The sequence below is a fragment of the Chitinophaga vietnamensis genome, from assembly GCF_902167635.1.
In the GTDB taxonomy this organism is placed as follows: Bacteria; Bacteroidota; Bacteroidia; order Chitinophagales; family Chitinophagaceae; genus Chitinophaga; species Chitinophaga vietnamensis.
On sequence record NZ_CABHMS010000002.1, the window covers coordinates 835,501 to 852,350 of the forward strand.

Below are 16,850 nucleotides of genomic sequence, written 5' to 3' on the forward strand. Positions count from 1 at the left end.
TATTAAAATGCTATGAGATGAATAGGTCCCTGGTTTGGCTTCTAAAGGGAATTCTAATTGTGTTGTGTACAATCTGTCTATTCAGAATGCCTTATGGATATTATGTTTTTTTTCGGTATGTTTCATTTGCCATATTTTCATTGTTTTGCATAGACACAATCAGTAGAAAACAAGTGAACCTTAGTATTGCTTGGGGGGTATCTGCTTTAATGTGTAGCCCATTTGTGAAGCTTCCACTGGGAAGAACTATCTGGAATAGTATTGATATAATATGGATTATTATTATATTTGGCTCTTTAATTTTTGACATTAGAACCCGAAAAGAGGAAAGATAATAGTATTCATTCCTTATATTTATATTGTTATTAATTTTATCACTTTTTGAAAGCACGAATATTGGTCAAATAATAAATATTAGCATTGCGGTTAGCAATAAACGCTCAGCATTATCAGACGCAGATCTTACAAGGCATTACGAAAATATAACGTGCTCCCAGCGGGATCACAGACAACTTTCAAACCTCGCGCTGGTCGCGGGGTTTTGTTTTTTAGTTGAGTTCCTTTTGTATAACCCCGATTTCTTTCCCGTACTTTATACAGGTTAATCAGCTCAACACATTAAATCTTTCCATTCTTGTGATTGTGCGCTGGATAGTATGCTGGTTGAAGTGGATGCAGTTGCTTTTATGCCACCATAATGGTTTGCGCCGGAGGATGTTGTCTTTCTGGACTAACAAATAAAAAGGGCTGCGTACATTTTTGTACGCAGCCCTTTGTTGTTGTTTCGAAACTTTATCTTAAGATAGAATATCTACTTTAATATATCCGTTGGCGATATCACTCGCTGTTACGGTATGAAATTTTGCCAATGGAGAATTTAGGGTGTTCAGGCGGATGATATCACCTTCCTGTACGGCCAGGTCGCATTCATAGATAGGGTCAAGTGAATCGGGAGTGGCTGTTGCGCCAGTGTTCATATTCGTTGCGGTATAGCTCAGAATGGGCAGTATGGTTTCAATGCCGGCAATGGTTTGTGAAACACGTATTCTTACGGTTACACGGGCAACAGAAGTTACATGTTGAGCCTGAGTGGTAGCAAATGAATTACTGCCGGTGATTGATAAGAGCATGAGCGTGGCGGCTAAAATAAGTGTTTTCATACAGATTGTTTTTAATGAGGGAATTGGGTTTGGGAGTAAAAATAGGTGGGAGTGCTGCGATGGGAAGGCTTTGGAGGTAATTTGCAGAAAAAAAGCGGCTCCGCTAGGGGGATAAGAAAATAATTGCGTAGTTATTGTGATATCCTGCTAAATAGCAATTTATAAAGACGAAGAGTAGATACGATCTTTAAATTCCGGAACAATAGTTTCTCACAGTTAACCTGTCACCCCTATTTTATTAACCATTTAATCTCTCCAAAAAATGAAAAAGAAAACCTATTGGCTCGTCACGCTTAACATAGCGCTAAGTCTCTTGTTTACTGCCTGTAACAAAAAAGATTTAACTCCACCATTACATCCTGATACATCGACGCAAAGAATAAAAGAGCAGCTGGATTCTGTTGTCAGTGTCTGGAACCCGCGCGCTACAGTAGATCTGAAGTTAAAAGGATATACGCTCCAGGGAACGGATATCACAAGCGGCAATATTGCTGACATTAAACGGCAGTTGTCAAACGGTAATAATATTGTTCCATATTTTGATGGGCAAAATGTATCTTCTTTCAAATTAAATACACTGCACCAAAGCATCGCTTTGCAACGCGCTGCCGAACCTGCCGCTTTGAACAAGCTGGATCAGGATGCAGACAGCCGGTTCTCACGGACCATCAATAGCATAGTATTGCCTGGTCAGCATATTGCTACATTACAATGGGAAGCTCAGGGGCAGACGTTTACTTCTTTATGCATTTATGATGATAAAGGGCTTGTGTATGATCATGTGCTGGCTAACATGTTTCTGGCAAGTGATAGTACAAAACCCGAAGGGGATGAATTAACCAGATTGTCTGACCAGCAAGGCCGCGCGCAGTCCCTGCAGTCTTATACGGCGCAGGTAGTGGATGTAACTATAAAATGGATATGGGGCAGCACACGGGGCAAGGTGAGGGTGTACCATAGCATTTTAGTAGATTGGAGCAACCGCAGTATTGTGAGCAATTGGGGCTCAAGTGATAACTACATGAGCATAGGCTCAGCAGATTCACGGCAGAGCGATTACGGTAACCATCGTACTTATGCGCTGCTGTCATGGGCTTATGGATGGGCAACGCCAACCGCCAGCTTCAGCTTTTCGCATGACGGAAGCAATAAATGGAGTGTATCCCTGAGTGGCGTAGGCTCCAAAGGAAGCGGACAAGGCATTCACAACTATTATCTGCAATAATTCCGGGGTTTGAAGGTCGTATCAAAGGAAAAGCCTCCATGTTTCGTCATGAAACAAGGAGGCTTTCCTTTTGATGTACTGCTAAGGAGTGATTCCTTGGATGGGCTGGTCAGAAATTTTGAAACCAATGGTTTTAGCGGGATAGCGGTCTTGTCCGCCGCGAGCCATAGGAAGGCCGCGGTGGGCAATGTACGGATCCCTGAACTTAGGAGGATTCCCATTGGTTCAGCAAGAATCTCTCACAAATCTATTTTTTTAAATGTCTTAGGAACTCCCAATAGCCGTGGGAATTTCATCTTTCCATAGCTTAACCTAATCTCCGGCGTAACCAACTTTAAATTAAAAGAACTAACGCTTCAATTCGGGCAGACTGATGAAAGAAAGTGTCTATTTAATGCTTTATCTTGTGGCAGTTGAATCGATTGCTATTTTTGATTATGTCTGTTAGATTTTTATTCCTCCTGATTGGTTTGCTTTTTTGTGCTCATACTGCGAAATGCCAGTATGGCTGGATTAAGCAGAAAGAAGAACTTTTGTTTGAGGCGCCTCCGTTTAAGGCCTGTCATGCTTCCACTATTACATCCATTGCCGGAAAACGATTGCTGGTAGCCTGTTTTGGCGGGGCGTATGAGGGTAGTAAAGATGTCGGGATCTGGGCCGGCGTGATTGGAAAAGACGGGAAAGTGATTCCAAAGGAGATAGCCACGGGGAAAGTGAATGATACCTTACAGTATCCCTGCTGGAATCCTGTGTTATTACAATTGAAAAACCGGCAACTGGTGTTGTTCTATAAAGTGGGGCCTAATCCAAGGGAATGGTGGGGGATGATGAAAACCTCTGATGACAATGGCCGGAGCTGGTCTGCAGCAAAAAAATTACCGGAACATATTGTGGGGCCGGTAAAAAATAAAGCGGTACTGCTGAAGAATGGAACCATTCTTTGTCCTTCCAGTACAGAGGCCCGGGATGGCCGATGGAGAGTGCAGGTGGAGAAAACGGATATCACTTTCCGGGATTGGAAAATCATCCCGGTAGACACAGCAGGCGCTTTTGATGTGATACAGCCGAGTATTCTTTTCTATGGAAAAGATAGTTTACAGTTGTTATGCAGAAGCAGGCAGGGGAATGTAATACAGTCCTGGTCGTATGATAATGGCGATAGTTGGTCAGCGTTATCACGCACCGGTTTACCGAATCCAAATTCAGGCACCGATGCAGTTACCTTAAAAGATGGGCGGCAGTTGATTGTGTACAATCCTGATTTACCAGGTAAAGAGTGGTTCAATGGCCGTGCCAGGCTACGCGTAGCTTCTTCTGTGGACGGTCTTCACTGGGAAGATATCATAACCCTGGAAAACGGTACCAATGAAGAGTTCAGCTATCCAGCCATTATTCAGACAGAAGATGGATTGGTACATATTACCTATACCTACGACCGTAAAAATATCAAGCATGTGATATTGCAAGAGAAGAAAAAATAGATTGACCTGTTTCATCTGCCCTTTTAAGAATTTCCGCTGATGAAGGAGTGTTCAATTGGAAACCTGCCAGGCCATTTGGGAGCTGGCTTAAAATGATCAAATGGAATTCCGGCGGAGTCATAATAAGGCTCCACCGAATAAAGTTTTAACAAGTAAGTATAGGGAAGTTGGCCATGCGCAAAAGGAAACTCCGAAGTAAAAGTCTCATGAAAAAATATGACGGCGTTCTGCCAATGGAAGCATCATGACCAGCTGCCTTTCCCTCCGCCAGTGCCGACACAGGTGGCTATTCCACCTCCTTGATAACTGCCCAGAAACTTGTGGTTCGAGTTAAAGAAATTAACATTCAGATAAACGCCGGCTCCGTTAAACTGGAACGCGTCTGTTGTTGACTGTAGCTCGTCTAGGGTTACACCGCTGGCAAGATAAATATCGCCATGTGTGGAGCCGCCGCCTGCGCCGCCAATAGCACCGGCGTTTCCGACGAACTGTTTACCATTGCAGTCTAAAGTAATTCTCCAGTAAAAAATGGCGCATACGAATGATCCCTTGGCAGGAACTGCATTGCTGCCTGATCTGATGGTGTCAAGGCAAGCATTCAGTTCAATATCACTGGTTTTCCCTTTAAGGAATGTACTTGCAGCAGCCGCGGCTGCATTTCTGTTTTCAGTTGTCATAACATTAATATTAGTTTGATTAAATTATTCCGGTGGTGCACACACCGAATGTTTTTGCTGTTAATTCTACTATTGTAAAATTCTATATTGATGATTAAACCCGGAAGGTGGAAATTGACTTTTCAGCGGGCGTCTTTTCAGGATAGGATAATGATGGTAAATAGAGTAGGGAAAAATAGATGGTGGCCTTACGTCCTTTGAAGAACAGCAGCATGAGTAAAACAACGCCATGAACCATTTGGGTGCTTTCGGGGAATACAGCCCCTGAAAATCAAAAATTTACTAAACCTTCTGCTTTTTTTATTGTTGTACTTTCTGTAAAACATACTATTGTAATGGGAGTATAGCCAGGTAAATAAAAAGGTATTTTCTTCTTCCACAGTTTTAAATGATTTTATAACCTGAAGAACACCGGAAAACGGCGCGCCAGCGTGCGTGCTGGGAACCCCTTTGCTGGATTGTCATATGTATGCTCGTTGGTCCCCCGGGTATAAACAGAATCATTGTTGCAATGACGGCAGGTCTGTTAATATTTTCTCCAAATATTAAAGCTTATGGTTAATAAGTTTACTAAGTTTTTGTGTGCTAAAATCAGTGGTTGTCAGGTCCGGAAAGGCAGGCGTAGCCTGTTGTTGGCGGGTGCTGTGCTCTTGCTCCAGTTGTTGGCCCACCCCTTGAGTGCGCAGCAGTGCACCGGTTCTCTGGGAGATCCCGTGTTCAAGGAAACTTTCGGCGCAGCGCCCACTGCTGCCAAACCTACGCTGGGTGGCCCTTTGCCCGCGGGGATCACTACTTATGCCTATTATACGCCCGTAGGCGCCAGCAGGCCTACAGGCCCTTATCCCGGACAGTATACCATCAGTAATACCACCCGCGGATATAACAATACCTACTTCGTAGACCGCCCGGATCATACCTCTACAGATGGTACCGGCTATTGTATGGTGGTAGATGCCGAAGCCAAACCAGGCAAGTTTTATGAGAGAACGATCACCGGTTTATGCGCGGGTACTACCTTCGAGTTTTCTGCCTGGATCATGAACATCAACCCGCAGCCCGGCGTGTCTCAGCCCAGTCTGCGCTTTGATATCGTGGATGCGAATAATCCCAACGGCGCGCCTATCACCTCTGTGTCTACCGGTATGGTGCCGTTTCAGAGCCCGGGCACCTGGGTAAGACAGGCAGGCGTTTTTCAAATGCCTTCTACCACGAGTTCCGTTATTTTAAGGATCTTCAGTAATACTCCCAGCAGTAATGGTAACGACCTGGCGCTGGATGATATCGCCTTTGCAGCCTGCGGGCCGCCCATCACCTTTACACAAGGCACAGGCGTGGTTTGCCGCGGCAGTAACAGCAGCCTGAATGTAAGCCTGCCTGTTGGCAGTTATTCCAATTATTATTTCCAGTTACAGAAAAGACCCTTAGGCACTACCGACTGGACCAATGAAGGAACGGTTGTCAATAATGCGGCGAATAACCAGTACACTTTCCCGATCACCAATGCGCAGGCAGGATTTGAATACCGGGTATTGGCAGCCGGCGGCAGCGCCGAGATCAATAACCTCAACTGCCGCGTTACTTCCAATCCTATTGAATTAAAAGTCATTGATTATTCCGTGGCCATTTCCGGCGCGCAAAGGATCTGTTATAATACAGCTACGCAACTCACGGCCAAGGTAACGCCCAAGGCTGGCACAGGTACGCCGGCTACCGGCTTTACCTATCAGTGGGAAAGCAGCGCTGATGGCAGCACCGGCTGGACCGTCATCGCCGGGCAAACCGGGGCTACGCTCAATACAGGAGCGCTTACTGCTTCCCGCTATTATCGTGTAACCGCCACCGTTAACGGATGTCAGGGAGATGGCGTATCCCAATCATTCCTCGTGGCTGTGAATACGGCGATCACCGCTACCGCAGGCCCTGTACCATCCATCTGCACAGGCACGGCGGTGTTTTCATTGCCTTATACAATTACGTCGGGCAGTCCGGATACCTATTCGATACAGGCCACCGGCAATGCGATGCCTGGTTTTGCACCAGTTACCGGCGCATCACTCACCGCATCGCCATTGAGCGTAACGATTCCGGCGAATGTACCTGCCGGTACTTATAATTTTACGATCGTATTCAGCAATACTTCCCTCAATTGTAGTTCGGTCGTGTATCCGTTTACGGTAACGATAGATCCGCCGCCTACTGCGGCCAGTGCAGGCCCCGACCAGGAGCTGTGCGCCGATAGCAGTACTACGCTCGCAGGTAATACCCCTGTAATCGGCACCGGTACCTGGACGCAGGTCAATGGCCCATCCACGGCTGTTTTTACAGATGCAAACAAGGGGAATACCACCGTGACAGGCCTGGTGCCTGGCACCTATATTTTCAGATGGAAGATTGTCAGCGGCGCCTGTGCGCCTTCAAGCAGCAATGTGCAGGTAGTGGTGACGCCCAAACCTACCGTAGCCAATGCAGGGCCTAATCAAACACAGTTCAATTCCGGCGTTTTCCAGATGAATGCCAATACGCCGGTAACCGGTACGGGCAGGTGGACGGTTAGCAGTGGCACGGCCACTATCGCCGATTCTACCAATCCTAAAACGTCTGTCACCATTCCGGCTAACTCCACTGCTACGCTCACGTGGACCATTAGCAACGGGGCATGTCCGCCGAGCACCAGCCAGGTAGTACTTACCTATACGAGCAGAGCGAGTATCAGTATCAGTAAAACCGTGCAGGAGTTCGGCCCTTACCTGGCCGGGCAAACGCTCACTTATCGGATCGTTGCAAGTAACCTGGGGCCCAGCAATGCCACCAATGTACGTATCACTGATGTGATACCTGCCGATTTTGTGGCGGGCAATATTTCATATACCACTTCCGGCGCTGCGCAGATACTGCAAAATAATTCTACGAATAGTAATATCGATCTTAATGCCGCTATTCCTGTAGGTGCAGCCAATGTTACCATCACGATATCCGGTCAGATCAAATCTTCTTTTGAAGGAGATCTTACCAATACCGCCAATGCTACGTCGCTGGCAGAGCCAGCGAATCCGGCCAGCAGTACTTCAGTGACTCCTGTAGTGCGCCGGCCTTATTTTTCAGCCGTGAAAACGGCGCCTTCCGTAGCAGTGGCCGGCGCAGCCATCAGGTTCTCTCTGGTGGTGGATAACACCGGTTTGGGAGATGCGCTGGGCGCAGTGATCACTGATACCATCTCTTCAAAACTGAATAACGTTAGCTGGACCGCCACGGCCACCGGCCTGGTGAAGATCACCGCGGGCGCTACCGGCACGGGCAACAATCTCAGACTCGTAGCGGATATGCCGGGCCACGATACCGGCAAGGTGTATATCACCATCAATGGTACGGTCAATGCCAGTGCTACCGGCAATTTCCAGAACACGGCCACGGTAACGCCAACAGAAACTGCGGTGGCGCCGCTGAACTCCAATACTACCAGTACGCTCATCAATAGTTCTCCCGGATTGTTGATAGATAAATCAAGGACCAGTTCCGTTATTGCGATTGCGGGAGAGGAGATAGACTATGTGCTTACACTGATGAATAATGGCCCCAGCGATGCGATCGGCACGGTGATCACAGATACCGTACCTGCGTTGATACAGAACGTCAGCTGGACCACGGTTGCACAGGGAAGCGGCGCTGTTACGGGCGGCGCCACCGGCACGGGCAACCTTATCCGTGTAACCGGTAATGTGCCTGCCGGCGCATCCAATCGTATAGTCGTGTACGTGAAAGGTACCGTGAGCGCCGACTATAGCGGCAGTATCCTGAACAGGGTAACGGCCACGCCCGCAGAACCAGGTGTACCGCCGGTTACAGACCAGGAGATAGCCACGGTGCAAAAATCTGTGAAGCTGATCATCCAGAAAAGCGGTCCGGCAAATGCTATTGCAGGAGAACAGATTTCATATACGGTAGATGTAAGGAATGACGGTCCTTCCAATACTACCGGCACGCTGATCCGCGATATTGTTCCTGTTTCGTTGTACAATGTTTCCTGGTCGGCCTCCGTGCTGAGTGGCACGGCGGTGATCAAAAGCGGCGGCACCGGCGCCGGCAATAACGTAGGCGTTACCGCAGATATAAATGCCGGCGCTACTGTGCGGGTCATCATCACTGGCACTATCCTGCCACCTACCTTTAACCCGATCAAAAACACCGCACAGGTCATCCCTGCGGAACCGGGCTTCCCGCCGGTCACTTCCAATGAAGTGGTAACGGCCATTCAGCTGAATGCAGTGCTCAGTATCAGCAAAACCGGCCCGGATACACTGAATGCCGGCGCTGATATCACTTATACCATCACGGCCACCAACAATGGCCCCAGCAATAGCAGGGGAGTGACCATCACCGATGTGGTGCCGGCTTCGATACAGGGCGTTACCTGGACTGCCCGCGCACGTGGCAATGCCACGCTTTCCAGCCCTGCTGCCGGTACCGGCAACAACATCATGGTAACCGGCGATATCGCTGTAGGCAGCACGAATATGATCATCATCACCGTAAGTGGAAAAATAAATTCTGCTTTCTCCGGACAGATAAATAACAAAGCAGTGATCACGCCGGTGCCGGAAGAAGGTAAGGGAGATTCTGCCGTCAAGATCACGACCGTTAACAGACTTCCGCAGCTGGCCATCACCAAAACGGCCGTCAGCGCGATAAAGGCCGGGGATACGCTTACCTATACCATCAATGTTACCAATACCAGCACCGCTGATGCACAAAACCTGGTGATCACAGATGTGATCCCCACGCAGCTCAGTGGCGTGCAATGGACGGCTACGGCCAGCGGCGCTGCTACCATCAGCGGCAGCAGTACCGGCACAGGTAACAATATCCGGCTCACCGGGTCCATCCCTGCCGGCGATGCCAATATGCTGACCATCGTCGTGAAAGGAAAAACTGATCCATCGCTGGATAGTACCATCTCCAACACAGCCACTGCTACGCCATCGGAAGCGGCGCCCCCAGTAAGCGCTACAGCGGTGGTAAGGGTGAGAAGGATACCCATGCTCACCATCAGCAAATCAGGTCCTGCAACCTTAGACGCAGGGGAACAGATCATGTACACCATCGCGCTGAATAATACCGGCAACTCAGATGCACAGCACCTGATAATAAATGATTTGATCCCGAATATGATCCAGCAGGTGAGCTGGACGGCTGCTGTCGTCGGCAACGCAACGATCGTCAGTGGCGGCGCCGGCACTGGTAACAACCTGAGTGTAACAGCCAATGTTCCGGGTGGTGGAAATAACGGCGTGATGATCACTGTGAAAGGTATCGTGGATCCTGCATTCAGCGGCACTTTCCAGAACGTGGCAGTATACCAGCCTTCAGAGGCGGGCGCTACACCGGGCACTTCCAACCCGGTGATCACAACGGTTACACAAAAGCCTGCCGTGCAGATCACCAAGTCAGGACCCCTTACCGCCAATGCGGGTGATCATATTACCTACACCTTGCAGGTTACTAACCTGGGACCATCCAATGCGGTGAATACGCTGATCACGGATCAGCTGCCAGCTATCTTGCAAAATGCCGTATGGACGGCCACCGCCAGTGGTGGCGCTACCATCAGCAGTGGTGCTGCCGGCGCCGGAAATAGTATATCCGTTACCGGTAGTGTGCCTGCTAAAACAGGCGTCATCCAGATTACCGTGAATGCTATGATCCCTGCTGGCGCCGCCGCCGGCGCCATACAGAACTTTGCTGTGGCCACGCCTTCGGAAGGCGGCATCCCGCCGGTAAATTCGGATACGGTGGTGACTACCATCCGGCAGAAATCCGGGCTGTTCATCAGCAAGATCGGACCTTCCACCGCCAATGCAGGCGAAGCGATCGTATATGGCATGAAGGTAGTCAATGCAGGCCCCAGCGATGCGCACGGCGCGGTGATCACGGATACGATCCCGGCCACCGTACTCAATGCCAGCTGGACAGCCGTAGCCCATGGCGATGCGCGGATCACCAACGGCATAAATGGTACCGGTAACCTGTTATATCTGGTAACAGATATCCCGGCAGGTGATGCGAACTATATTGACATTGTGGTGAATGGTACCATCAAAGATGATTTTGCCGGTCAGCTCACGAACCGGGCCACAGCCAAGCCTTCCGAGCCAGGACTGCCATCTGCAGTATCACAGGTTACTACAGTCGTAAGCAGAAAAGCGGTACTGCAGATACATAAATCAGGACCCGTAAGCCTTGTTGCGGGTAGCCGTATCCGTTATACCATTGATGTGATCAACAGCGGACCTGGCAGCGCCAGCAACGTCGCTATCCAGGATGCGATCCCGGCAGGGATACTCAACGCTACCTGGACTGCCGCCGGTTTAAACGGCGCCGTGATCACCAGCGGCAATACCGGCACGGGCAACATACAACTGAAAGCAAACATACCGGGTAATGCACTTGCAAGCGTACATATAGAGATCAACGGACAGATAGATCCGGGCTATGCACTGCCTACTATCCTGAATAAGGCAGTGGCGTTGAATGATCCGGCTATTACGCCGGCAGGCGATTCCTCTTCCGTGCTCACTTCGGTAACAAGACAAGCCAACCTGAATATTGTGAAGAGCGGCCCTGCCAATGCTGCTGCCGGTGAGCCGATACAGTATACGCTGCGCATCCGGAATGCAGGACCTTCCAACGCCATCGGGGTTGTTATCAATGACCTGTTACCGGCAGGACTTCTCGCTACCCGCTGGACTACCAGCAGTAGCGGCAATGTGCAAAACATCAACCCTGCCAGCGGTAATGGCAATGTGAATATCACCGCAGATATCCCGGCAGACAGCAGCGTGCTGACGGTAACGGTAACGGGTATAGTCAGTCCGGCCCTGATCAATGGTACCAACATCATCAACACTGCCACCGTGGGCTTCCTCCCCGGTAGCACCATCGTAGATCCGAACCCGGCGGACAATACCAGCACCGTCACTGCAACGGTAGACAATGATCCGGTGGTACGGATTACGAAGAGCGGCCCTGCCGTTACGCATGTAGGGGATTCGATTGTTTATCAGATCATCGTTACCAATGGCGGCAGCGGTAATATTACCGGCGCACAGATAGATGATATTGTGCCATCAGCTGTAACCGTAAGCGCCTGGACCGCGACCGCCGTTGGCGGCGCTGTGGTGACGGGCGCTACTTCCGGTAACAACAATACCATTCATACCACCGCTAATATCATGGTGGCGGCTAACACCAGTATTGTGATCGTTATCCATGGTGTGGTGAACAATACCGCAGGTACCAGCATCACGAATACCGCCACTGTTATTGCCGGCGCGAATAAAACAAGTTCAGTGACCACTTCTGTGGACCGCTCCGCAGATGTGAGCATTGTGAAGAGCGCGCCCCAGCAACTGGCTGCAGGAGAACCTATCACATACACTATGCAGGTGTTTAACGCAGGGCCCAGTGATGCCGACAGTATCACGATCACTGATCAGATACCGGCGGATATCACCGACGTATCCTGGTATGCCATCGCCACGGGTAATGCGTCGGTAATGGGCGCATCGCGTGTAGACAGTACCGGTAATACCATTGGCTTGCCAGCCAGGCTGGCCGCGGGTTCCGCTAATTACATCACGATTACGGTGAATGGCGTGGTCAGTGGCGCTACCATTGATACCGGCGTCACCAACATCGCCCAGGTAGCCGTATCCGGCCTGGTGGATTATAACCCCGCCAACAATACCAGCAGCGTTACTACGCATATTGGCAAGGTTACCGGGGTGCAGGTGCATAAGAGCGGGCCTGCACAAGCCGTAGGCGGCAATGCCATTACCTATAACATCATTGTTACCAATAGCGGTCCTTCCGATGCAACAGGTTTGAATATTAAAGACCTGGTGCCGGCACAGATACAAAACGTGAGCTGGGTAGCGGCTGTAAACGGCGCTGCCAGCATCACCGGGCCGTTCTCCGGCACTGGCAATAATATCAGCACTACCGCCAATATACCCGGCGGCGCGGGCAATAACGTAACTATAACGGTAACGGGTACACTGAATAATGACCTGGAAGGCACCATCGTGAATAAAGTGAATGTAAGCGGCACAGGTATTCCTGCGGTGAGCGATTCCGTAAGTACTTTGGTAAACAGGCAAACAGGATTGAACCTCTACAAAGATGGCCCGGCGCGCATTACCGCGGGCGATAAGGTAACTTATGTGATCACGCTCACCAACAGCGGACCAGGATATGCCCGCAATGTGGCCATTACCGATACTATTGATGCCCGTATCCAGCAACCTGTTTGGACTACGCAAGTAACCAACGGCGCTGCGGTGCTGTCGGGCGCCACCGGCAGCGGCAAATTTGTAATGGTACATGCAGATGTGCCACCGGCTGCAGATGCTACTGTAGTAATCACTGTCACCGGCACTCTTGCGCCGGATGCCAGCGGCTCATTGAGCAACACCGCTACGGTAACGCCGCCGGATGTGATCAATCCGCCAGTGGTAACGCCGCCAGTGATCACGCCGATCGTGCAGCACCCGATGCTGCTCATCACCAAGAATGGCCCTGCCACCGCCAGCGCCGGCCAAACTGTTCACTATCTCCTGCAAATAAATAACGCGGGTATCAGCAATGCTGTCAATGCACTGATCAAGGATATAGTGCCTGCCATGATCACGCAGGTGCAATGGAATGTGCAGAATACCAGCGGCGGCGCCGTGATCAAATCAGGCAATACCGGTACCGGCAACAACGTACAGCTTAGCGCCGATATGCCGGCAGGAGCGGCTGTGGAAGTAGCGATCACCGGAAAGATTGATTCCACATTTGCCGGCAATATCATCAACAATGCCATCGTAATACCGGCAGAAGCTGGCAATACGCCGGATACCAGCAAGGTACAAACAATGGTATCGCTGAGGCCTGGCGTGTCTATTTCCAAAACAGGGCCCGGACAGTTGCATGCAGGCGATCATATCAACTACACGATAGTGGCCACCAACAACGGCCCCAGTGCCGCTACCAATGCGGTGTTGACAGATGAAGTGCCGAATGGCATAACACACGTGGTGTGGACGGCTACCGCTGCCGGCAATGCCGTAATAAATGGCGCGGCCACCGGTACGGGTAATAGTATCCAGCTGCTGGGCAACATTCCGCCGGGCACAGGAAATACCATCACGATAACTGTCAGCGGTCAGGTAGATCCTGCCTTCCGCGATACCCTGCATAACAGGGCTATCATCACACCTGCGGAACCTGGGGCCAAGGCTGATTCTTCCGATGTGGTACAAACCATCGTAACAGCCATGCCGCAGCTGTTCATTGAAAAGTCAGGCCCTGCCACCATTGTAGCCGGTCAGCCGATCAGTTATACGATCAGCGTAAGCAATGAAGGCCGCAGCGATGCATTGAATGCCACGATCAGCGATCTGATACCATCCACCATTACCGCGGTGCAATGGGAAGCCGCTACCAAGGGGCGCGCCAGCATCATTGGCCCGGCTACTGGCACTGGCAATACCATCAGCCTGAAAGGAAATATTCCTGCTGCCGATTCCAATTTGATTGTGATCACCGTGAATGGCATTGTGGCTAACGATGCCAGAGGTACGATCCTTAACACTGCTACGGTAACGCCGGCAGAAGCAGGAGCCACACCGCAGCAATCCACTGTAAATACGGCTATCACGGTGCAATCGCTGATCAGGATCAACAAGTCAGGACCGGCCACTATGATCAGAGGAGACAAGGCCACCTACATCATCCATGTATCCAATCCAGGTCCCAGCAATGCCAATAATGTGGATGTAATAGACACCATACCAGCTGTATTAACCAATGTAACGTGGACGGCTACACCGGTAAATAGCGCCGTGATCACTGCTGGCGCTACCGGCACAGGCAATAACATAGAAGTAATCGCCAATCTGCCTGCTACAGATACCAGCGGCTTAATGATCGTTGTAACGGGAACCGTGTTGCAAAACGCGCCGTCCGGAACAGTGACCAATATTGCCCATGCGATCCTGCATGAAGCCGGCAGTGTGGATATTCCGTCCGGGCCAGTGGTGAGCACCATCACCGGACTCACCGATCTTAATATCAATAAAACAGGCCCTGTAGCAGTATACGAGGGCGGTACGGTTACTTACTTGCTTACCGTTAACAATGAAGGGCCTTCAGATGCCAATGGCGCTGTGGTAAATGACGCACTGCCGGCCGGATTATCGAAACCGGTGATAACAGTAGTGCAGAATGCCGGCGGCGCTGCCAATGTACAAACATCTATCACAGGCAATACTGCAATGGCGGTATTAGGTACGTTCCCCGTGGGCGCACAAACCATCTTGCAGATCACTGGCGTAGCCTCCTCTCCGGGCGTCCTGAGCAATGTTGCCGTAGTGAATACGCCTGCCGGCTTACCCGATGCCGACAGCAGCAATAATATCAGTCAGGCCGTGATCACCAATGTGCTGGCGAAATCCGCACTGAAGGTGGTGAAAACGGTGAGCCCCGCTGCCGGCCCGTATACGATCGGTCAGCAGCTCACTTATACGATCACTGCTATCAATAGCGGTACCACCGCTGTGAACCCGGTGGCTGTGATGGATCAGCTGCCGGCTGCTACGATAAGCAGTGATCCGGTATACAATGCGCCTGCAAAAGGAACGGTGGTCTTCAACAGCGCACAGCGACAACTGAGCTGGAACATCGGTTTGCTGAATGGCGGAGAAACAGTTGCATGGAGTTATAGCGTCACCATCAAGGCCGCAGGCAATGTGCAGAATACCGCTATCATTAGCGGCCCGCCGGATGTAAGCACGCCAGATACTTCCGTGGTGACTATTCCGGTAGCACAAATGACTAATTTATCTATCACCAAAACCGGCCCTGCAACAGTGTTCCAGGGTGGTACAGTTACCTATCTGCTCACGGTTAAAAATGCAGGACCGCTGGCGGCAGATGGCGCTACTGTAAAAGATGTGTTGCCGCCAGGTCTTACACAGCCGGCCATCAGCGTGCAGCAAAGCACTGGCGGGGCCGCAGGCGTGCAAGCCACTATTACGGGCAATACGGCCAATGCGCTCATCGGTACTTTCCCCACAGGCGCGCAAACGATCCTGCAGATCACTGGCGTAGCGCCATCGCCTGGCGCGCTGAGCAATACGGCGATCGTGAATACGCCTCCGGGATTACCAGATGCCGATAGCAGCGATAATATCAGTCAGGCCGTGATCACCAATGTGCTGGCCAAGTCTGCACTGAAAGTAGTGAAAACGGTGAGCCCGGCTACCGGCCCCTATAGCGTGGGGCAACAGCTCGCCTACACGATCACGGCTAGCAACAGCGGCGCCGCTGCGGTAAGCCCGGTAGTGGTAACAGACCAGCTACCGGCTGCAACACTGGTAGGCGATCCGGTTTATACTACACCATCAAAAGGCAGCGTGGTATTCAACAGCAACAGCAGGCAACTGCAATGGAATATCGGATCACTCAATGGCGGCGAAACGCAAACATGGAGTTACAGCGTAACCATCACTGGCGCAGGTAAGGTACAGAATACAGCCATCATCACCGGTCCGCCGGACGGAAGTACGCCGGATACTGCCGTGGTGACGATCAATACCGATAAATATGCTAACCTGAGGGTGCTGAAAAAACTCACTACGCAGCCGCCGTTGAACGTAGGACAGGTCATGCAGTTTGTGGTAACGGCCATCAACAACGGGCCGGATCATGCTACCGGCGTAGTGGTGAAAGATGTGTTGCAAAGCATGGTAGACAGGCCTATTACGCTCATTACCAGCAGGGGCGATGCCACCTTTGATCCTATCAACAGGACCATTACCTGGCAACTGCCTGACATGGCTAACGGCACACAGGAAACACTAACGTTTACGGCTAAACTGATCAGCGGAGGCAAGGTAGATAATACCGCTACCATTGCCGGTAATGAAACGGATATCGATCTCTCTGATAATACCGCTTCCATTAGCCAGGAAATCACCGGTGAAGATATCCTGATACCCAATGTGATCACGCCGAACGGCGATGGCAAGAATGATTTCCTGGTGATACCCGGATTGGACCGCTACCCGGGATCTACGCTGCTGATCTATAACCGCTGGGGCAACCAGGTGTACCAGAACAAGAATTACGACAACAAATGGGATGGTCATGGCCTGAATGAAGGCACCTACTTTTATATCCTGAAGCTGCGCACACCGCAGGGAGAAAGGAATTTAAAAGGTTGGATAGAGCTGTTGCGATAACAAAAACTTACTGACATCTTAAAGAA

General features: G+C 50.6%; 6 protein-coding genes. 4 read left to right on the plus strand and 2 right to left on the minus strand.

The features are described from left to right. Positions 1-17: 17 nt before the first annotated feature. Positions 18-335, plus strand: a complete 318-nt coding sequence (locus tag FPG75_RS26350; RefSeq protein ID WP_394348563.1) for a DUF6804 family protein — start codon at positions 18-20, stop codon at positions 333-335. 462 nt (positions 336-797) lie between these two features. Here the strand turns inward: FPG75_RS26350 and FPG75_RS07590 are convergent, their stop codons facing one another. Beyond that, positions 798-1,160 carry a hypothetical protein gene (locus FPG75_RS07590; RefSeq protein ID WP_143306158.1) on the minus strand — a complete coding sequence of 121 codons (363 nt, stop codon included), beginning with the start codon at positions 1,158-1,160 and terminating at the stop codon, positions 798-800. 262 nt (positions 1,161-1,422) lie between these two features. Between FPG75_RS07590 and FPG75_RS07595 the strand changes: the two genes are divergently transcribed. Together FPG75_RS07595 and FPG75_RS07600 are read left to right on the plus strand one after the other, a co-directional pair. After that, entirely contained in the window at positions 1,423-2,385 is a 963-nt protein-coding gene (locus tag FPG75_RS07595) for a hypothetical protein (protein WP_143306159.1), read from the plus strand. 404 nt (positions 2,386-2,789) lie between these two features. After that, a complete protein-coding gene (locus FPG75_RS07600) occupies positions 2,790-3,866 on the plus strand; it encodes a sialidase family protein (RefSeq protein WP_236652742.1) in 1,077 nt (358 codons plus the stop codon). Between the two features lie 242 nt (positions 3,867-4,108). On the opposite strand, the gene FPG75_RS07605 is transcribed toward FPG75_RS07600, so the two are convergent. Further along, entirely contained in the window at positions 4,109-4,543 is a 435-nt protein-coding gene (locus FPG75_RS07605; protein WP_143306160.1) for a VapA/VapB family virulence-associated protein, read from the minus strand. Positions 4,544-5,121: 578 nt separating this feature from the next. On the opposite strand from FPG75_RS07605, the gene FPG75_RS07610 reads away from it, so the two are divergent. After that, positions 5,122-16,824 carry a DUF7927 domain-containing protein gene (locus FPG75_RS07610; protein WP_161596709.1) on the plus strand — a complete coding sequence of 3,901 codons (11,703 nt, stop codon included), beginning with the start codon at positions 5,122-5,124 and terminating at the stop codon, positions 16,822-16,824. Positions 16,825-16,850 lie beyond the last annotated feature (26 nt).